Annotated in this window: 17 protein-coding genes; 12 read left to right on the forward strand and 5 right to left on the reverse strand. The window is 73.6% G+C overall.

What is annotated here, in order from left to right; translation table 11 throughout:
- Positions 1-128: 128 nt before the first annotated feature.
- The 5 genes from ATJ88_RS06780 (at position 129) to ATJ88_RS06800 (ending at position 4,940) form a co-directional block, all read left to right on the forward strand.
- A complete protein-coding gene (locus ATJ88_RS06780) occupies positions 129-758 on the forward strand; it encodes an ATP-dependent Clp protease proteolytic subunit (protein ID WP_098465176.1) in 630 nt (209 codons plus the stop codon).
- 41 nt (positions 759-799) lie between these two features.
- Positions 800-1,513 carry an ATP-dependent Clp protease proteolytic subunit gene (locus ATJ88_RS06785; protein WP_098463164.1) on the forward strand — a complete coding sequence of 238 codons (714 nt, stop codon included), beginning with the start codon at positions 800-802 and terminating at the stop codon, positions 1,511-1,513.
- A gap of 144 nt (positions 1,514-1,657) precedes the next feature.
- Complete coding sequence (gene clpX / locus ATJ88_RS06790; protein WP_098465177.1) at positions 1,658-2,920, forward strand: ATP-dependent Clp protease ATP-binding subunit ClpX; 1,263 nt, start codon at positions 1,658-1,660, stop codon at positions 2,918-2,920.
- Between the two features lie 102 nt (positions 2,921-3,022).
- Complete coding sequence (locus tag ATJ88_RS06795; protein ID WP_098463165.1) at positions 3,023-3,400, forward strand: chorismate mutase; 378 nt, start codon at positions 3,023-3,025, stop codon at positions 3,398-3,400.
- Between the two features lie 292 nt (positions 3,401-3,692).
- Positions 3,693-4,940, forward strand: a complete 1,248-nt coding sequence (locus tag ATJ88_RS06800) for a baeRF2 domain-containing protein (RefSeq protein ID WP_098463166.1) — start codon at positions 3,693-3,695, stop codon at positions 4,938-4,940.
- A gap of 120 nt (positions 4,941-5,060) precedes the next feature.
- Here ATJ88_RS06800 and valS read toward each other — a convergent pair whose 3' ends face one another.
- The gene (valS, locus tag ATJ88_RS06805) at positions 5,061-7,835 is read right to left on the reverse strand and encodes a valine--tRNA ligase (protein WP_098463167.1); all 2,775 of its coding nucleotides are present in this window, start codon (positions 7,833-7,835) and stop codon (positions 5,061-5,063) included.
- A gap of 100 nt (positions 7,836-7,935) precedes the next feature.
- Here valS and ATJ88_RS06810 point away from each other — a divergent pair, with 100 nt between their 5' ends.
- From ATJ88_RS06810 to ATJ88_RS06825, 4 genes are all read left to right on the forward strand, one after another.
- Positions 7,936-8,937, forward strand: a complete 1,002-nt coding sequence (locus ATJ88_RS06810; protein WP_098463168.1) for a TIGR03557 family F420-dependent LLM class oxidoreductase — start codon at positions 7,936-7,938, stop codon at positions 8,935-8,937.
- Entirely contained in the window at positions 8,934-9,788 is an 855-nt protein-coding gene (gene cofE / locus ATJ88_RS06815) for a coenzyme F420-0:L-glutamate ligase (protein ID WP_098463169.1), read from the forward strand. The genes ATJ88_RS06810 and cofE overlap by 4 nt, the downstream gene beginning before the upstream one ends.
- Before the next feature lie 67 nt (positions 9,789-9,855).
- Complete coding sequence (locus ATJ88_RS06820; RefSeq protein ID WP_098463170.1) at positions 9,856-10,242, forward strand: hypothetical protein; 387 nt, start codon at positions 9,856-9,858, stop codon at positions 10,240-10,242.
- Positions 10,243-10,361: 119 nt separating this feature from the next.
- Positions 10,362-11,150, forward strand: coding sequence for an alpha/beta fold hydrolase (locus tag ATJ88_RS06825; protein ID WP_098463171.1), 789 nt, complete (start codon positions 10,362-10,364; stop codon positions 11,148-11,150).
- A 49-nt stretch (positions 11,151-11,199) separates the two neighbouring features.
- Here the strand turns inward: ATJ88_RS06825 and ATJ88_RS06830 are convergent, their stop codons facing one another.
- Positions 11,200-12,621: an AI-2E family transporter gene (locus tag ATJ88_RS06830; protein WP_245852198.1), complete on the reverse strand. Its 1,422-nt coding sequence runs from the start codon at positions 12,619-12,621 to the stop codon at positions 11,200-11,202.
- Between the two features lie 87 nt (positions 12,622-12,708).
- Between ATJ88_RS06830 and ATJ88_RS06835 the strand changes: the two genes are divergently transcribed.
- Complete coding sequence (locus tag ATJ88_RS06835) at positions 12,709-13,149, forward strand: cold-shock protein (RefSeq protein ID WP_211287479.1); 441 nt, start codon at positions 12,709-12,711, stop codon at positions 13,147-13,149.
- A 1-nt stretch (position 13,150) separates the two neighbouring features.
- Here the strand turns inward: ATJ88_RS06835 and corA are convergent, their stop codons facing one another.
- Together corA and ATJ88_RS06845 are read right to left on the reverse strand one after the other, a co-directional pair.
- Positions 13,151-14,296: a magnesium/cobalt transporter CorA gene (gene corA, locus ATJ88_RS06840; protein WP_211287480.1), complete on the reverse strand. Its 1,146-nt coding sequence runs from the start codon at positions 14,294-14,296 to the stop codon at positions 13,151-13,153.
- A gap of 328 nt (positions 14,297-14,624) precedes the next feature.
- The gene (locus ATJ88_RS06845; protein WP_098463173.1) at positions 14,625-15,113 is read right to left on the reverse strand and encodes an SRPBCC family protein; all 489 of its coding nucleotides are present in this window, start codon (positions 15,111-15,113) and stop codon (positions 14,625-14,627) included.
- Positions 15,114-15,188: 75 nt separating this feature from the next.
- On the opposite strand from ATJ88_RS06845, the gene ATJ88_RS06850 reads away from it, so the two are divergent.
- Positions 15,189-17,516, forward strand: coding sequence for a M28 family peptidase (locus tag ATJ88_RS06850; protein ID WP_211287481.1), 2,328 nt, complete (start codon positions 15,189-15,191; stop codon positions 17,514-17,516).
- A 151-nt stretch (positions 17,517-17,667) separates the two neighbouring features.
- On the forward strand, positions 17,668-18,009 hold the full coding sequence (gene cutA, locus ATJ88_RS06855) for a divalent-cation tolerance protein CutA (protein WP_098463174.1): 342 nt from the start codon (positions 17,668-17,670) through the stop codon (positions 18,007-18,009).
- Between the two features lie 24 nt (positions 18,010-18,033).
- Here cutA and ATJ88_RS19010 read toward each other — a convergent pair whose 3' ends face one another.
- The gene (locus tag ATJ88_RS19010; protein ID WP_098463175.1) at positions 18,034-18,975 is read right to left on the reverse strand and encodes an AraC family transcriptional regulator; all 942 of its coding nucleotides are present in this window, start codon (positions 18,973-18,975) and stop codon (positions 18,034-18,036) included.
- Positions 18,976-18,998 lie beyond the last annotated feature (23 nt).

The following is an 18,998-nucleotide window of genomic DNA, read 5'->3' on the forward strand; positions in this document are numbered from 1 at the left end:
CCGACCCGCGGGACCCCGTTCCGGGGCCGGTGTGCGCCCGCAGCGAAACCGGAGCGTTCCGGGACTCTTCGGGGCAGGGGCGCACGTTAGGGTCGAGCGACAGCGAACCGAAGGAGACGGACGTGAACATGCTGCGGACGGACGTGGCCGCACCTGTGGCTCGGGGCGAGGCCCAGGGCCTCGGCCTCAACGACTCGATCTACAACCGACTCCTCAAGGAGCGCATCATCTGGCTCGGCTCGGAGGTGCGCGACGACAACGCGAACGCCATCTGCGCCCAGATGATGCTCCTCGCGGCCGAGGACCCCACCAAGGACATCTACCTCTACATCAACTCCCCGGGCGGCTCGATCACGGCCGGCATGGCGATCTACGACACCATGCAGTACATCCAGCCGGACGTCGCCACGGTCGCCATGGGCATGGCCGCCTCGATGGGGCAGTTCCTGCTCTCCTCCGGCGCGAAGGGCAAGCGCTACGCCACGCCCCACGCCCGCGTCATGATGCACCAGCCGTCCGGCGGCATCGGCGGCACCGCCACCGACGTCCGCATCAACGCGCAGCTCATCATGCACATGAAGCAGGTGCTGTCGGAGCTGACCGCCGAGCAGACCGGCCAGCCGCTGGAGAAGATCCTCAAGGACAACGACCGCGACTCCTGGTTCACCGCTCCCGAGGCGCTGGAGTACGGGTTCATCGACCACGTCGTGACCAACGCCTCGGCGGTCGCCGGCGGCGGCGGCACGAACGCCGACTGACGCCCCCGACGCCACCCTTCAGACTTCATCCGAGGAGAACCATGAGCTACTCCAGCGAGTACCAGTTCGCCATGACGGCGCAGCGGCTGGCCGGTGCCGCCGGCCGCCCCGGGGGCGTCGCGCTCCCGGGCGGCGCACCGACGTCACGCTACGTCCTGCCGCAGTTCGAGGAGCGTACGGCGTACGGGTTCAAGCGTCAGGACCCGTACACCAAGCTGTTCGAGGACCGCATCATCTTCATGGGCGTCCAGGTCGACGACGCGTCGGCCGACGACATCATGGCCCAGCTCCTGGTCCTGGAGTCCCAGGACCCGGACCGCGACATCATGATCTACATCAACTCGCCGGGCGGCTCGTTCACCGCGATGACCGCGCTGTACGACACGATGCAGTTCATCAAGCCGCAGATCCAGACCGTCTGCCTCGGCCAGGCCGCGTCGGCCGCCGCCGTGCTGCTGGCCGCCGGCCAGCCGGGCAAGCGTCTGGCCCTGCCGAACGCCCGTGTCCTCATCCACCAGCCGGCGATGGAGGGTGGCGGCTACGCGCAGGCGTCCGACATCGAGATCCACGCCAACGAGCTGATCCGGATGCGTGAGTGGCTCGAGCACACGCTCGCCCACCACACGGGCCGCGACGAGGAGCAGGTGCGCGAGGACATCGAGCGCGACAAGATCCTCACCGCCGCGCAGGCGAAGGACTACGGCCTGGTCGACCAGGTCCTGGAGTCCCGCAAGCCGGCGCACCTGGCCCGCTGAGCCGGTCGATGAACGACGACGCGACCCGGGTCGCCGCGCAGGTCGCGGCACCCGGGTCGCGCCACACCGGGAGAACTCTGCTGACAAGTGGGGCCCGGTGGTGTGGAATGGACGCGGAAGCGCTCGAGACAAGGGAGGCCCGTGGTGGCTCGAATCGGTGACGGTGCAGACCTGCTCAAGTGCTCGTTCTGCGGGAAGTCTCAGAAGCAGGTCAAGAAGCTCATCGCCGGTCCGGCCGTGTACATCTGCGACGAGTGCATCGAGCTCTGCAACGAGATCATCGAGGAGGAGCTCGGCGAGGCCACGGAGCTGGGGCTGACCGAGCTGCCCAAGCCGCGGGAGATCTTCGCGTTCCTCGAGCAGTACGTCATCGGCCAGGACGGGGCGAAGCGCGCGCTCGCCGTGGCCGTGTACAACCACTACAAGCGGGTGCAGGCCCCGGCGGCGACGAAGGAGGACGACGGCGTCGAGATCGCCAAGTCGAACATCCTGCTCGTCGGTCCCACCGGCACCGGCAAGACGTACCTCGCGCAGACGCTCGCCAAGATGCTCAACGTCCCGTTCGCCATCGCGGACGCCACGGCCCTCACCGAGGCGGGGTACGTCGGCGAGGACGTCGAGAACATCCTCCTCAAGCTCATCCAGGCCGCCGACTACGACGTCAAGAAGGCCGAGACGGGCATCATCTACATCGACGAGGTCGACAAGGTGGCCCGCAAGGCGGAGAACCCGTCGATCACGCGCGACGTGTCCGGCGAGGGCGTGCAGCAGGCCCTGCTGAAGATCATCGAGGGCACCAGCGCGTCGGTGCCGCCGCAGGGCGGGCGCAAGCACCCGCACCAGGAGTTCATCCAGATCGACACGACGAACGTGCTGTTCATCGTCGCCGGCGCGTTCGCCGGCCTGGACGACATCATCGCGGCCCGCTCCCGCAAGCGCGGCATCGGGTTCTCCGCCCCCATGGAGTCCACCGGCGACGAGGACCTGTTCGCCGAGGTCCGGCCCGAGGACCTGCACAAGTACGGCCTCATCCCCGAGTTCATCGGGCGCCTCCCCGTCATCGCCGCGGTGTCGCCGCTCGACCGCGAGGCCCTGGTGCGCATCCTCACCGAGCCCCGCAACGCCCTGGTCAAGCAGTACCAGCGGATGTTCGAGATCGACGGTGTCGAGCTCGCCTTCGAGGACGACGCGATCGACGCGATCGCCGAACAGGCGCTGCTGCGGGGGACCGGTGCGCGCGGGCTGCGGGCCATCATGGAGGAGGTCCTCCAGCAGGTCATGTTCGACGTGCCGAGCCGCGACGACGTGGAGCGCGTCGTCGTGACGCGCGAGGTCGTCGAGGAGAACGTCAACCCGACGATCGTCCCGCGGACCTCGGGACCGGTGCGCAACCGCAAGTCCGCCTGACACGCCGTGGCCTCCGGGCGTGACCCCGGGGGGGCTGAGACGTCCGTCCCACCCCGTGGGGTGGGCCGCGTCGCGACGTCGTCGGGCCGTAGGATCGGGGACATGGCAGAAGCTTTCGACGAGTCGCCCGTGCCCGCCGACGGGCGGCCGATGCCGTCCGAGATCCTCGACCTGCGCGGCACGATCGACAACATCGACGCCGCGCTCGTCCATCTCCTCGCCGAGCGGTTCCGCGCCACGCAGCGCGTGGGCGAGCTCAAGGCGACCAGCGGGATGCCGCCGGCCGACCCCACGCGCGACCGCCAGCAGATCGAGCGCCTCAAGGCCATCGCGTCCGGCGCCGGGCTGGACCCGGAGTTCGCGGAGCAGTTCCGCAACTTCATCGTCTCCGAGGTGATCCGCCACCACGAGCGCATCGCCGCCGAGCACGCCGCCGGTCGTCGCGCCGGCGAGGCCCCCACCCTGGACACCTATTCTTGAAGAGGTGAGTGACCGCGGGGATCCCGCGAGTCAGCGCACGTCTGCGCGAGTCAGCGCAGGAATCCGCGAGTCAGCGCAGTTCGCGCCGAGTCAGCGCAGAGCCCCGCGAGTCGGCGCACGTCTGCGCGAGTCAGCGCGTTGACCTGCGCCGACGACGTCTCACGCCGGTCGTGAGGATTCCGTCGAGGTCGTGCACCGCTCGGACGACTGTGGGGGCGCGCGGTGGCGTGCGGCCACGATCCGTCGCACGCTGGGGGCCACAGCCGACGGACCCGGAAGGGGGATCCTCTGCATGACCACCCGATGGCTCAAGCCGCTCGTCGGACACCCCGGACCTTTCGCGACGGTCTACCTCGACGCGACGCGTTCGGTCGAGGCAGGCGACAAGGACGTCGCGAACCGGTGGCGCGCCGTGCGCCGCGCCCTGGAGAAGCAAGGAGCACCGGCGACGGTGCTCACCGACCTGGACGACGTCGTCGCCGTCCCGACACGCGTGGCGGGCACGCACGGCCGTGTCCTCATCGCCGACTCGACGGGGGTCCTGGTCGACCGGGTCCTCAAGGAGCCGCCGGCGGTGACCGTCGGCCTCTGGCACGAGGTGCCCTCCCTGCTGCAGGCCGCCCGCTCGGCGGACGAGAACGTCGACGCCGTCTGCGTGACGGTCGACCGGCAGGGTGCGGACTTCTGCCGCGTCGGCGCCGACGGCTACGCCACCGGCCCCGTGGAGAGCTTCGAGGCACCGCACGACGAGGTGTCGAAGTCGAGCAGCACGACGGTCAAGCGGGCCACGATCGAGTCACGCGCCGAGGACTCGTGGCGGCGCAACGCCGAGGCGGTCGCCGCGGAGATCGACCGCCGGGTCGCCGAGGAGCGGCCGGAGACCGTGCTGATCAGCGGCGACGTGCGCGCCGTGCACCTCGTCAAGGCCGCGCTGGGGCAGGGTGCCGGGCGGTTGACCGTGGAGGTCTCCGGCGGTGGGCGCGGGCCGGGCATCCGGCAGGCCGCCTTCGCGGAGGCCCTCGCCGACGCGCTCGACTCGTTCCGGGAGCGGCGCCGCGAGCTGGTGCTGGCCGAGCTGCGGCAGGGCCTCGGCCGTGCCGACGGCGCGGTGACGAGCATCGACGACGTCGTGCAGGTCCTCGCCCGGGGCCAGGTGAAGCACCTCGTGCTGTCGGAGGAGCTCGCCGACGCCGCGGCGGTCGCTCTGCGGCGCTGGGCCGCGGGTGACGCGGACAACCCGGGCTTCGGGGGCCTGCTGGACGGCCGCAACCTCTGGATCGGTCCCGAGCCGATGCACATCGCCGTGGCCCGGGCCGAGCTGACGGGCCAGGGTGTCTCCGAGGGGCTCCAGGAGCTGCCGGCGGCGTCCGCCCTCATGCGGGCCGCCGTCGCGCAGGACGCCGGGCTCACCTTCGCCCCGCCGGGGTCGGTGGAGCTCATGGACGGCGTCGGCGCCACCCTGCGGTGGTCCGACGGCGGGACACCGCACGAGTCCGCCGTGTCGATGAGCGGTGACGGCCGTCGCCTGCACAACCTGTAGCGACCGTCGTCGTGACGTGCGAAGGGCCCCGCTCGTTCCCGAGCGGGGCCCTTCGTCGCGCTGACTCACGCCGACCTGCGCTGACTCGCGAGAGCCTGCGCTGACTCGCGGTGCCGCGTGTCAGGCGCGCGGCTGCTTCAACGGCGGCTCGCCGAGCACGTGCTCGACGACGACGATGCCGCCCTGGACGTCCGGGTCGCCCTGACCCTCGGCGGCCTCGACCAGATCGAGCGGACCCTCGACGCGCCCGGCGCCGCGGACGTCGTCCAGCGCGGAGCGGACGCCCGGCAGGAGCGCGGCGGGGGCCGCGACGGTGCCCGAGAGGATGGGCGTCTTCATGGAGACCTTGGCGGCCGACTTGAGCTTGCGCAGCGCGGCGAGCGCGTGGCCCGCGGCGGCGAGGTCGGTCGGGTTCGCGCCCGCCGCGGCGGACCGCAGCGGCTCAGCGACCGGCCACTCGGCGCGGTGCACCGACCCGGCGCGCCACCAGGACCAGACCTCCTCGGTGGCGAACGGGATGAACGGCGCCAGCAGACGCAGCATGACGTCGAGCGCGAGGGCGAGCGCGGTGCGCGCCGACACGGTCTCGGCGGTGACCTCGCCCGCGGCGGCGCCGGCACCGTAGGCCCGGTCCTTGACCAGCTCGAGGTAGTCGTCGCAGAAGGTCCAGAAGAACGACTCGGTGACCTCCAGCGCCCGCGTGTGGTCGTACGCGTCGAACGCGGCGGTGGCCTGCTCCACGACGTCCGCGAGCCCCGCGAGCATCGCCCGGTCGAGCTCGACGGTCACGGCGGCCGGGTCGAGGACGATCTCCCCGGCACCGGTCTCGGCGTCGACGCCGAACGTGAGGGCGAACTTCGAGGCGTTGAGGACCTTGATCGCCAGGCGGCGGCCGATCTTCATCTGCCCGACCTCGAAGGCCGCGTCGGTGCCGAGGCGCGCCGCGGCGGCCCAGTAGCGCACCGCGTCGGAGCCGTGCTCGACGAGCAGGTCCATCGGCGTGACGACGTTGCCCTTCGACTTGGACATCTTCTTGCGGTCCGGGTCGAGGATCCAGCCGGAGATGGCGGCGTTCTTCCAGGGCAGGACGCCGCACTCCAGGTGCGAGCGGACCACGGAGGAGAACAGCCAGGTGCGGATGATGTCCTGGCCCTGGGGGCGCAGGTCCATCGGATAGACGCGGTCGAACAGGTCGGCGTCGCGCTCCCAGCCGGACACGATGAGCGGGGACAGCGACGACGTCGCCCAGGTGTCCATGACGTCGGCGTCGCCGACGAAGCCGCCGGGCACGCCGCGCTGGGACTCGTCGTAGCCCGTGGGGGCCTGCGACGTCGGGTCGACGGGCAGCTCGGCCTCGGTCGGAAGGATGACGCGGTCGTGGTCGACGTCGCCGTGCTCGTCGACGCCGTACCAGACGGGGACGGCCACACCGAAGAAGCGCTGGCGGGAGATCAGCCAGTCGCCGTTGAGGCCGCCGACCCAGTTGTCGTAGCGCACCCGCATGAAGTCGGGGTGGAAGTCGAGCTCCTTGCCGCGGCCGAGCAGCTCGTCCTTGAGGTCACGCTGGTCCCAGGCGCGGCCGCCGTTGCGGATGTACCACTGCCGCGAGGTGACGATCTCGAGGGGCTTGTCGCCCTTCTCGTAGAAGTTCGTCATGCGCTGGGTGGGCTTCGGCTCGCCGTCCAGGTCGCCGGAGGCGCGCAGCGCGTCGACGACGGCGGTGCGCGCGGAGAACGAGGTCTTGCCCGCGAGCTGATCGGCGTACAGCCCGGCGCCGGGGCCCGCGGCGATCCACTCGGGGGTCTCGCGGGTGAGGCGGCCGTCGCGCTGCACCACGGAGCGGGTGGGGAGCTGGAGCTCGCGCCACCACTGGACGTCGGTGAGGTCGCCGAACGTGCAGCACATCGCGATGCCGGCGCCCTTGTCCATGGCGGCGGCGGGGTGCGCGAGGACGGGGATCTCGACGCCGAACAGCGGCGAGGTCACCGTGGTGCCGAACAGGTCCTGGTACCTCTCGTCGTCGGGGTGCGCGATGAGAGCGACGACGGCGGGCAGCAGCTCGGGGCGGGTCGTCTCGATGTGGACCGGGGTGCCGTCGGGGCGGTGGAACGCGACCCGGTGGTAGTGACCGGGGTACTCCCGCGCCTCGAGCTCGGCCTGGGCGACGGCCGTCTGGAAGGTGACGTCCCACAGGCCGGGGGCCTCGGCCTGGTAGGCCTCGCCGCGCTCCAGGTTGCGCAGGAACGCGCGCTGGGAGGCGGCGCGCGAGGTCGCGTCGATCGTCTGGTAGGTCTGCGACCAGTCGACGGACAGGCCGAGCTTGCGCCACAGCTCCTCGAACTGGCGCTCGTCGTCGGCGGTGAGCTGCTCGCACAGCTCGATGAAGTTGCGGCGGCTCACGGGCACCTGGTCGCCGGGCTTGACGTTCTTGCCGTCGGTGCCCTGGTGCGGCGGCACGAAGCCCTCGACGTACGGCAGGGACGGGTCGCAGCGCACGCCGAAGTAGTTCTGGACGCGACGCTCGGTGGGCAGGCCGTTGTCGTCCCACCCCATCGGGTAGAACACCTCCTTGCCCTGCATGCGCTGGTAGCGCGCGACGACGTCGGTGTGGGTGTAGCTGAAGACGTGACCCACGTGCAGGGAGCCGGACACCGTGGGCGGCGGGGTGTCGATGGAGTACACCTCGTCGCGGGTCTTCGACCGGTCGAACGCGAAGGTGCCCTCGGCGGTCCAGCGCTCGTCGAAGCGGGCCTCCAGGCCGTCCAACGAGACCTTGTCCGGTACCTCCCGGACCACCGCGCGCACGACGTCGCCGGCTACCGCGCCGGTGGTCGGGGTCGCTGCGGGGGTCTGCGCGGGCGCGTCGTGCGCCGGGGAGGTCGGGAAGTCGCTCATGGTCAGCCATTGTCCCAGATCCGTCGTGTCGTGCGGACCGCTCTCAGCGGCTGGACGCAGGGTCTGCGAGGAGGTGGTCCGCCGGGCGTAAGGTCGGGGCATGGCAGACCTCACCATCGGCTATGCCGCGATGCTCGAGCAGTTCCACCCCACCGACGTGGTCGCACTGTCCGCCTACGCGGAGGAGCACGGCTTCTCCGGCGTGATGGCCGCGGACCACTTCCAGCCGTGGGTCCCGCAGCAGGGGGAGGCGGCGTTCGTCTGGAACGTCCTGACCGCCCTCGGCGAGCGCACCCGTGGCGACCTCGGTCCCGGCGTGACGTGCCCGTCGTTCCGGTTCCACCCGGCCGTGGTCGCGCAGGCGTCGGCGACCCTCGCGGCGATGTACCCGGGCCGGCACTGGCTCGGCCTCGGCTCGGGCGAGGCGCTCAACGAGCACGTCACCGCGGGCTACTGGCCCGAGGCGCCCGAGCGCATCAACCGCATGTTCGAGGCGATCGACGTCATCAAGAAGCTCTTCGCGTCCGGTCTGGAGGGCAAGGACGTCAAGCACTCGGGGCAGTTCTTCAAGCTGGAGTCCACGCGGCTGTGGACCATGCCGGAGGTCGCCCCGGAGATCCTGGTGGCCACCGCCGGCCCGATCACCGCCAAGCGGGCGGGCAAGCACGCGGACGGCCTCATCACCGTCGGCGCCCCGCTCGAGAAGATCGAGATGCTGTTCGGCCGCTTCGACGCCGGCGTCAAGGAGTCGGGCCGCGACCCCGAGGGCATGCCCAAGGTGCTCCAGGTCCACATGTCGTGGGCGGAGACCGACGAGGAGGCGCTCGCGAACGCGATGACCGAGTGGCCCAACGGCGGCATGAAGTTCCCCAAGGCGGACATCCGGTCCCCGCACGACTTCGCGCAGATGGCCAAGCTGGTCCGTCCCGAGGACTTCGAGGGCCGCATGGTGATCTCGGCCGACCCGGACGAGCACCGCGCCGCCATCCAGAAGTACGTCGACCTCGGCTTCGACCGCATCTACCTGCACAACGTGGGCCGCAACCAGCGGGAGTGGATCGAGGTCTTCGGCCGCGAGGTGCTGCCGAAGCTCGTCCGGTGACGCCGCCGGGCACCGGGCCCCTCGACGACGCCCGCCTGGAGCTGTGGGCGCCGGCGGGCCTGGGCGAGGTGCGCCCCGGCGACGACCTCGCCGCGCTCGTCGGCGACCTGCTGGCCGCCGACGCGGCGCGCTCGGGCGTCCCCCTCGCCGAGGGGGACGTCGTCGTCGTCACGTCCAAGATCGTGTCGAAGGCGGAGGGCCGGGTGGTCGCCGCCGCGGACCGCGAGCAGGCCATCACGGACGAGACGGTGCGCGTCGTGGCGACGCGGGCCCGCCCGGGCGGGCCGCCGCTGCGCATCGTGGAGAACCGGCTGGGCCTCGTCATGGCGGCGGCCGGGGTCGACGCCTCCAACACGCCGGAGGGCACGGTGCTGCTGCTGCCCGTCGACCCGGACGCCTCGGCGCGCGCGCTGCGGGCGGCGTGGCGGGCGCGGTTCGGGCTCGAGCGGCTCGCCGTGGTCGTCACCGACACGGCGGGACGCCCGTGGCGCGACGGCGTCACGGACGTCGCGATCGGGGCGGCCGGGCTGCGGGTGGTGGACGACCTGCGGGGCGGCCTCGACGCGCACGGTCGCCCGCTCACCGTCACGGTGACGGCGGTGGCGGACGAGATCGCCGCCGCCTCGGAGCTCGTGCGGGGCAAGACGTCGGGCCGCGCCGTCGCGGTCGTGCGGGGTGCGGGCCGGTTCGTGCTGGGCGGGACGGGGCCGGACGGCGACGGGCCCGGTGCCCGGACGCTGGTGCGGACCGGTCCGGACGACCTGTTCCGCGAGGGCACCGCGGAGGCGTACGCCCGCGGCCTGGCCGACGGCCGCGCCGCGGCGGGGACCGCACCCGGTCGGGACGGCTAGCGCCGACGCCCGGCACCGCGCGGGAATCCTGTGGCCCGCCGGGCGCCGGGTCGGTAGCGTGCCGCGCATGCTGCCCACCGACTGGATCGAGCACCGCCGACCGGGCGACCGGGAGGTCGTCGGGTGGATCAGGCCCGCCGGGCACGACTGGGTCGCCGTGTCCCTGCTGGGCCACGACCTGACGGGACCGGTGGGCTGGCACGACGCCGAGGAGACGCTCGACGCGACCTCGTTGTCCTGGCTCGCGGGCGTCTGGGTGCTGGAGCGCGCCGACGACGACCCGTTGCGGGTGCGGATCGTGGAGGTCACCCCGGACCGGGTGGTCGTGCAGACGGACGACCTGGGGGCGGTCGACGCCCCCGTGGAGCGGCAGGTGCTGCCGTGGCCGGCGCCCGCGGCGCTGCGGCCGCACCGTCCGGGGGATCCCGACGGGCGGGTGCTCGGCGGGGCGTGACCGTCCGTCCCTCCGCGTCCGGGCGCCGGATCCCGCGCCTGCCGTCGCCGGAACCCGGCGCAGGGGCTACCGTCTCGGTGGACTCCTGCGACGTGCGGGGGTCGGGGAGGGATGCACGCATGACGCAGCACGTGACCAGCACGGCCGGCGACCAGGTGGGCTTCGACCGCTACGGCGACGGACCGGCCGTCGTGTTCGTGGCCGGCGCCGGGCCGTTCCGGGCGGTGGACCCGCTGACGACCCGGACCGCGCAGCTGGTGGCCGAGCAGGGGCTGACCGCCGTCGTGTACGACCGGCTGGGCCGGGGGGACAGCCCGGCCGACGGCGTCCTGGACCTGGACCGCGAGGTGTCGGCGCTGGGGGCCGTGATCGACGTGGCGGGGGTCCCGGCCGTGCTGGTGGGGCACTCGTCGGGGTGTGCGATCGCGCTCGCCGCCGCGGACGTGGAGCAGCCCGTGGCGGGTCTGCTGCTGTGGGAGGCGCCGCTCGCCGGCAGCCTGGAGGAGGTCGCCGCGTGGAGCGGCGAGTTCGAGCGGCGCCTGGACGCGGAGGACTACGTGGGCGCCACCGAGCAGTACATGCGGGACATGCCGCCGGAGTGGCTCGCGGCGATGAAGGCGGCCCCGGAGTTCGAGGTGCTGGCGCGGGCCTCGCGCAGCCAGCGCGCGGACGGTCAGGCGATGGTGCGGGCCACCGAGCTGCTGGAGACGGGCGCCCTGCGCGAGCTGTCGGTGCCGGTGCTGGCCACCTACGGCACGAGCACGTTCCCGGAGATGCCGGTGGCGGCGCAGCGCGTCGCGGAGGTGGCCACCCGCGGCCGCGTCGAGGAGGTGCCCGGGGAGGGCCACTCGTGGGACGCGGAGGCGATGGCCGCGCGGATCGTGCAGTTCGTGCGCCACGAGCTCTGAGGTCGACCGGGCCGGCGGGCCGCCCGCCGTCCGGCGCCGTCCGGCGCCGTCAGGACGCGGACCGCGGCTCCGGCGAGTCGACGTCGTCCCACGGGTCGCGCAGCGGCTGATCGTCGCCGGGGACCCCCGGGGCCGGCGCCGGGGCCGGGGCCTCGCCGCGATCGACGGCCGCGGCGTACTCGCCGGCAGTCCCGGCGGACACCTCGGCGGGCGCCGGGTCCGCCGCGGGGACGTGGTCGCCGGCAGGGGCGTCGGCCGTCCCGAGGTGGCGGCCCGTCGTCGCGGAGGCCGCCGGGGCCGTCACGGCGGGCCGCGCGGCGGCCACCGCGGGGTCGTCCGACCCTGTCGGTGTCGGGCCCGGGTCGTCGTCGGGGTCGACGTCGTCGCCCGACAGCCAGCGCAGCCAGACGTTGCGCGGGTCGCCCTCGAGGACCAGCGCGCGCACCAGCAAGGTGAGCGGGATCGACAGGATCGCGCCGAGCGGGCCGATGACGAACGTCCAGAACACCACCGAGACGAAGCTCAGGGTGAGGGACAGCGAGACGGCGTCGGCGACGAACTTGGGCTGCACGAACACCTGCAGCACCACGTTGACCACGCAGTAGACCGCCACGACGCCCAGCGCGAGCTGCCAGCCGCCGACGACGAGCGCCATGACGGCCGGCGGGACGAGGCCGAGCACGAACCCGATGTTCGGCACGAAGTTGGTGACGAACGCGAGGATCGCCCAGATCGCGGCGCCGGGGACCTGGAGCAGGGCCAGGGCGACGCCGTCGACGAGCGCGACGACCGCGCCGAAGCTCGCGTTGACGACGTAGTAGCGGCGCACGCCGGAGCTGAACCGTTCGGCACGGTCGATGGCGTCGGCGCGGGTGCGCCCGAACCGGGGGCGCGCGGTGGCGTACCGGGAACCGTCGGCCGCCATGAACACGGCGTAGGCCAGCACGAAGAAGAAGGCGGTGCCGATGCCGAGCGCCGTCCCGCTGACGGTGCCCGCGACCGAGACGATGTTGGACGGCTGGAGCCAGGTGGTGACGGCGTCGGCGACCTGCGTGTCGAGCCCGGCCGCGGCGAGCTGCGCCTGGAGGTCCTCCACGACGCCGCCGAGCTGCGGCAGGAACTCCCGCACGAGCGCCGCGAACCGGAAGCCCGCCCAGACGCCCATCGCGAGGAGCGCCGCGAGGATGAGGTAGGTCAGCACGACGACGGCGGTCGTCGCGAGCCAGCTCGGCCAGCCGCGGGCCTGGAGCGGGAACCGCACGGGGTGGCAGATGATGACGATGACCGCGGCGAGCAGCAGCGGCGCCAGCACCTCGCCGGCCACGTGCATCCCGCCCAGCACCACGACGGCCGCCGCGAGCCCGAGCAGCGTCCGCAGCGTCGGACCCAGCCCGGCCGGTGCGGCCCCGGGGCCGGGCGTCGGGGCGGTCGTGGCGGGAGCGTCCTGGCTCGCGGGCACCGTGGTCGTCACGGGGCGACCCTAGCGGCGACCCGGCACGGTGGCGCGCTGCCGCGCGGGGCTATGCTGCGAAGAGGTGTCGGCACGGGGACAGAGGCGGTGGCAGGGGTGCAGGGGAACGTGGTGCGGTACGACGCGGCCAAGGGGTACGCGTTCGTCGCGACGGAGGGGCTCGACGAGGACGTGTTCCTCCACGTGAACGACCTCGACTTCGACAAGTCCCTCATGGCGGTCGGCACGGTCGTCGACGTGGACTACGAGGTGGGGGACCGGGGGCCGCGGGCGACCGGTGCCTCCCTGGTGTCCTCGCCCGTGGCGGACGCCGTGCAGGCGGCCCTGGGCGGGTCCACGGTGTCGTCCCCCGACGTGGACCAGGCCCCGCACGACGGCTTCGCCGACGTGCTGTCCGCGGCCGAGCTGCGCGTCGAGCTCACCGAGCGGCTCCTCGCGGCGGCCGGCGACCTGACGGGACGTCAGGTGCTGGCCGTGCGCTCCGCCGTCGAGCAGGTCGCGCGGGGGCACGGCTGGCTCGACGGCTGAGCTACATCCACTTCTTCCAGCGGAACACGGCGTAGAGGCCGACGCTGACGGCGAGCATCAGCAGCAGGGCGAACGGGTAGCCGAACGCCCAGTGCAGCTCCGGCATCGAGTCGAAGTTCATGCCGTAGATCGCGCCCACGAGGGTCGGGGCGAAGAGGATGGCCGCCCAGCCGGAGATCCGCTTGACCTCGTCGCCCTGCTTGATCGACACCTCCGTCAGGTGCGTCATCTCCTCGTTCTGCCGCTGCGCCACCAGGGTCGCGTTCACGGTGAGGATGTCGCGCAGCGCGGCGCGGAACGTCTCCACGGACTCGGCGACCTCGATGAGGTGGTCCGCGACGTCGCGCAGGTACGCCTGCATCTCGTCGTCGACCCGGTACTTCTCGGCGCCCTTAGCCAGCGACTGGCACACGCTCTGCAGGGGACGCACGGCCCGCTGGAAGTCCACGACCTCGCGGGACAGCTCGTAGATGCGCCGCGACACGTGCGCGTCGCCGGAGAAGACCTCGCCCTCGATCTGGTCGATGTCGTAGTCCAGTCCGGACACGACGGGCGCGTAGTCGTCGACGATGCGGTCCATGATCGCGTAGAGGACGGCCTCGGGGCCGCGCGCCAGCATCTGCGGCGTCGACTCCAGGCGGGCCCGGACCGCGGCCAGGTCGGGGGAGTCGCCGTGGCGGACCGTCACCACGAAGTCCGGCCCGATGAACACGTGCAGCTCCGCGAACTCGACCTCCTCGATCGAGTCCAGGTAGCGCGCCGCGTGCAGCACCACGAACAGCGTCTCGCCGTACCGCTCGATCTTGGGTCGCTGGTGCGCCTGGATGGCGTCCTCGACGGCGAGCGGGTGCAGGTCGAACTCGCGGGCGAGGGCCGCGAGCTCGTGCTCGTCGGGTCGCTCCAGCCCGATCCACGCCATGCCGCCGGGCGCCGAGCGCAGCGCGCGGAACGTGTCGGCCAGGCGCGTGAAGCCGGCCGTGCGGTGCCCCTCGTCGTCGTAGACGGCCGCCGCGACGATGGCGGAGCGGGGACGCAGCGGGGTGGGTGTCGTCGGGTCCGCCGCGGGGTAGTTCACCCCGGGACGCCGCGGGCGCAGCGCGCCGAGCATCTGACGGGTACGGACCGAACGGTTGGAGCTGAAGGCCATGAGGACTCCCAGGCGTGCAGGATCGGTGGTCTGCGTGCTGGTATCCGCGACTGTCGGTGCCGACGGGGGCGCTCGGGGAACGGCGGCGTCACCGCCCTGACGGGGCGGCGGTGTGGAACCGGGTCAGTCGCGGCTCGGACTACTGGGAGGTTCGCTGCGAGTCATGCGCGGAACCTCCTTCGTGGTCGGGCGACGGCCTGGTGCCGCGCGCCTGGTGGGGCCGGGCACATTCTACTCCGCGAAGCGTCGCCCGCGCCCCGTCGGGCGGGCGTGGCCTGCGCCACTGTGCCGCCCCGGCGGGGCCGGGTCCGTGCCGCTCGGTGGCCGGTCAGCGCGCGACGACGTCGCGGATCGCGGCGAGGGTCGCCGGGATGCCGTCGTGCGCCATGCGGGTGCGCTGCTCGATCTGCACGGGCGCGTCGTCGCCGTAGCGCTCCGCGAACGTCGCCAGGCCCTGCGGCGTGAACTCCCACCACTCCGTGAGCGTCGTCGAGCCCTCGTAGGGCCCGGGGGCGAGGTCGTAGCCCCAGCGCACCAGCCCGTCGCCCACCTCCCACGCGAACCGGCGGCCGGGTTCGGCGGCCACCACCGTGCACCGCGTCTCCCAGGTGCGCTCCGCGGTCTCGTTCCGGCCGGTGAACTGCGCGCCCACCCGCGGCCCCTCGCCGGGCGCCGGGGCGTCCCCCTCGTCCCACCGGCACGCGACGCACACCGGCGACCACTCGCCGGTGCGGGTGACGTCGCTGACCACCCGGTAGACCTCCGCGGCGGGGGCGGGGACGACGATCGAGCCGGCATGAGTACGTGCGTCAGTCATGCGGCGATGATGGCACGACGACCCGGGCCGGTCACGATTGGGCCACGACGGGTCGGCGGGCGTACGGTGCGCGCCGTGACCACGACCCGGACGAGGGCGACGACGCTCGCGTGCCTCCTGTTCCTCCTGCTGCTCGGCGCCGCGTCCGTCTGGACCGTGCTGCCGCCCGCACCCCGCGGCGCCGACACCCCCGCCGACGAGTTCTCCGCCACCCGCGCGTTCGAGGTCGTCGAGGCCGTCGGCACCGACGTCCACCCCCACGGCACCCCCGCGAACGACGCCGTGCGCGAGCTGCTCGTCCAGCGCCTGGTCGACCTCGGCCTCGACCCCGAGGTCGTGGACGGCGTCGGCATGGACGACGGGCTCGGCGGGCAGAGCCGCGTCGCCGCGACGCGCAACGTCGTCGCGACCCTGCCCGGCACCGATCCCTCCGTGCCCCTCTTCCTCGTCGCGCACTACGACTCCGCCGAGGTCTCCTACGGCGGCAACGACGACGGCGCCGGGCTCGCCACCATCCTGGAGACCGTCCGCGCCCTGGGTGACGGGCCCGCGCTGCGCAACGACGTCGTCGTCGTCCTCACCGACGCCGAAGAGGCGTGCCTGTGCGGCGCCGAGGCGTTCGTCCACGCCGACCCGCGTGCCGCCGACGGGGGCGTCGCCCTCAACTTCGAGGCCCGCGGCACCGCCGGGCCCGCCATCATGTTCGAGACGTCCGACGGCAACGCCGGGCTCGTGGACGCCTACGCCGACGTGCCCTACCCCGTGGGCAGCTCGCTCGCCGTCGAGGTCTACCGCATCCTGCCGAACGACACCGACTTCTCGCCGTTCCTCGACGACGCCGACGGTCGCTTCACCGGCCTCAACACCGCCTACATCGACGGGTCCGCCGCCTACCACTCGCCGCAGGACACCCCCGAGCGCATGTCGCTCGCCAGCCTGCAGCACCACGGCTCCAACGCCCTCGCCCTCACCCGCACCCTCGGCGACGCCGACCTCGCCGCGCTCGCCACGCCCTCCGGGGGCGACGCCACCTACTTCCCGCTGCCCGGCCGACTGCTCGCCGCCTACCCCGGCTGGCTGGTCTGGCCCCTCGCGCTCGCGGGCGTCCTCGCCGTGGCCGCGCTCGCGGTCGTCGTGGGCCGTCGGCGTCGCGACGACGGCGAGCGGCTCGCCGGGCCGGGCCGCCTCGCGCTCGGGCTCGCCGCCGGGATCCTGCCGATCGTCGGCGCCGTCCTGGGTGCCATGGGCCTGTGGGCGCTGCTGGTCGCCGTGCGTCCCGGGTACGCCGAGCTCATCGACCCCTGGCAGCCGTGGGGCTTCCGCGTCGCGCTCCTCGGGATCGTCGCGCTGGTCGTCACCGGCTGGTTCGTCGGCCTGCGCCGGTGGCTCGGCTCCCCGGCGCTCGCGGTCGGCGCGCTCGGCTGGCTCGCGCTGCTCGGCGTCGTCCTGGCCGCCGTCACCCCGGGCGGGTCGTACCTCGCGGCGCTGCCGGCGCTCGCCGGTGCCGTGGCCGGGATCGTCGCCCTGGGCCGTGGCGCGACCGGCCGCCGGGTCGCCGTCACCCTCGGCGCGGCCGTGGGCGTCGTCGTCCTCGCGCCCGTCGTGCTCCTGTTCTTCCCGGCGCTCGGCCTCGCCACCGGTGCGGCACCCGCCGTCGTCGCCGCGCTCCTGGGGCTGGCTCTCGTGCCCGTCCTGGCCGTCGTGCTGCCGACCGGTCGCCCCGGCCGCTGGACCGTCGCCGCGTGCGGCGCCGTCGCCGTGGGGGCGCTCGCGGTCGGGTTCGTCGTCGACTCGTTCGACGCCGAGACCCCCCGGCCCACCGCTCTCGGCTACGCCCTCGACGCCGACACCGGGGACGCCTGGTGGGTGTCCGACGAGGTCACGCCGGGCGACTGGACCGCGCAGTACGTGGACGGCACCGCGCCCCTGTCGGTCCGGTTCCCGCCGCTGCACGACGAGGTCTGGGCGGGGCCCGCGCGGGTCGCGGACCTGCCCGCGCCCACCGTCGAGGTCGTCGACGACGTCACCACGGGCGACGAGCGCTCCCTCACCCTGCGGGTGCGCCCCGGGGACGGCGAGATCGGCACCGCCGGCGCCCTGCGCTACGTCGACGTCAGCGGTGCCGCGACCGACGCCGGCGTCGTGCGCGCGGCCGAGGTCGCCGGGCGCGACGTCCCCGTCGACGCGGGCGGGCACCTCGACACCCGGTTCTACGCGCCGGACGCCGACGGGTTCGAGATGACGCTCACCGTGGCCGCCGGGCAGGACGTCGTGCTGCGGCTCGTCGCCGCGGGCGGCGGGCTGGAGACCCTGCCCGGGTTCGTCGAGCGGCCCGCCGACGTCGGCGTGGCCGGTTCGCACACCGCCGAGCTCGTCCTCGTCGGGACCACCGTCACCCTGTGACACCGGCGCCGCCCGGGCCGCAGTGCCCGGGCGGTGCGGACGCCGGTGGGACGCCGGCGTCGCAGGTCGGCCCGCCACGTCCACGACGTCGGCAGGACACCTTCACACCGACCGTTGGCACGCGGCCGGTCCTGCTGGGACGCTGGCAGGCATGGCCATCGACCTGCCGAACGCCCGCGAGCCGCTCGCCCTCGTCGCCACGACGGTCGACTCCGTCGAGGTCGCGCAGGAGCTCGCCTCCGAGGCGGTCGGCAAGCGGCTCGCGGCCTGCGCCCAGGTCGACGCCCCCATCACCAGCACCTACTGGTGGGAGGGCGCGGTCGTCACCACCACGGAGGTGCGGGTCACCTTCAAGACCACCGCCGGGCGGGCGCCCGACCTCGAGGAGTGGATCGTGGTGCGCCATCCGTACGACGTGCCCGAGGTGCTGCGCACGCTCGTCAAGGCGGCCGGCTCGGGCTACCAGTCGTGGGTGCGCGCCGAGGTGCAGTGACCCCGGACCGACCCCGGGTTCGGCTCAGGCCGCCCGGCGGCGGTGCTCGGCCGGGCTCACGCCGCGCACCCGCTTGAACGCCGCGGACAGCGCGAACGGGGTGGCGTACCCGACGGCCCGCGCCACCGACGTCAGCGTCGCGTCGTCGTCGGCGAGCAGCAGGTCGGCCGCGAGGTCCAGGCGCCAACCCGTCAGGTACGCCATCGGCGACTCGCCGACCAGTCCGGTGAACCGCCGGGCGAACGCCGCCCGGGACAGCCCCACCTCCCGGGCCAGGCCCTCCACCGTCCACGCGCGGGCGGGGTCGTGGTGGATGAGCCGCAGCGCCTGCCCGACCCCGGGGTCGGCGTCGGCGCGGTACCAGCCCGGGGCGTCCGGGCGGTCCAGCCAGGTGCGCAGGCACGTGATGAGCAGCAGGTCGAGCAGCCGGTCGAGCACCGCCTCCTGGCCCGGGAGGTCCTGCACGACCTCGCGGGCCAGCAGGTCGACCAGCGTCGGGTCGACCTCGCCGGGCCGCAGCACCACCCGGTGCGGCAGGACCCGCAGGATGCGGCGACCGACGGCGCCGTCCAGCGGGTAGGTGCCCATGATGAACACGGTGTCGCCGTCCGGGTCGTTGCCCCAGCTGCGCACCCCGAAGGTCGTCATGGGGGACGGCCCGCCGTCGACCGCCCGGCAGTCCTCCGGGTTCGGGCCGACCACGACGGTCGATGGCGTCGTGGGGGAGTCCGCCACCAGGTAGTGCTGCGGGCCGCGCAGCAGCACCACGTCCCCGGCCGCCAGGTGCACGCCCTCGTCCCCGTCCGGTCCCGGTGACCCGACCCAGCCGGACCCGCGCAGCACCGGGACGATCGTCAACGGCGACTCGTCCTCGATCCGCATGCCCCACGGCGCGGAGAGGTGGCTGCGCAGGAGGAACGCCCCACGGGCGCGCGGCCCGTCGAGCAGCCCGGCGACGACGTCCATGCGACCCAGCGTAGGCCCGGAAC

The organism is Isoptericola jiangsuensis (genome assembly GCF_002563715.1).
GTDB classification, from domain to species: Bacteria; Actinomycetota; Actinomycetes; order Actinomycetales; family Cellulomonadaceae; genus Isoptericola; species Isoptericola jiangsuensis.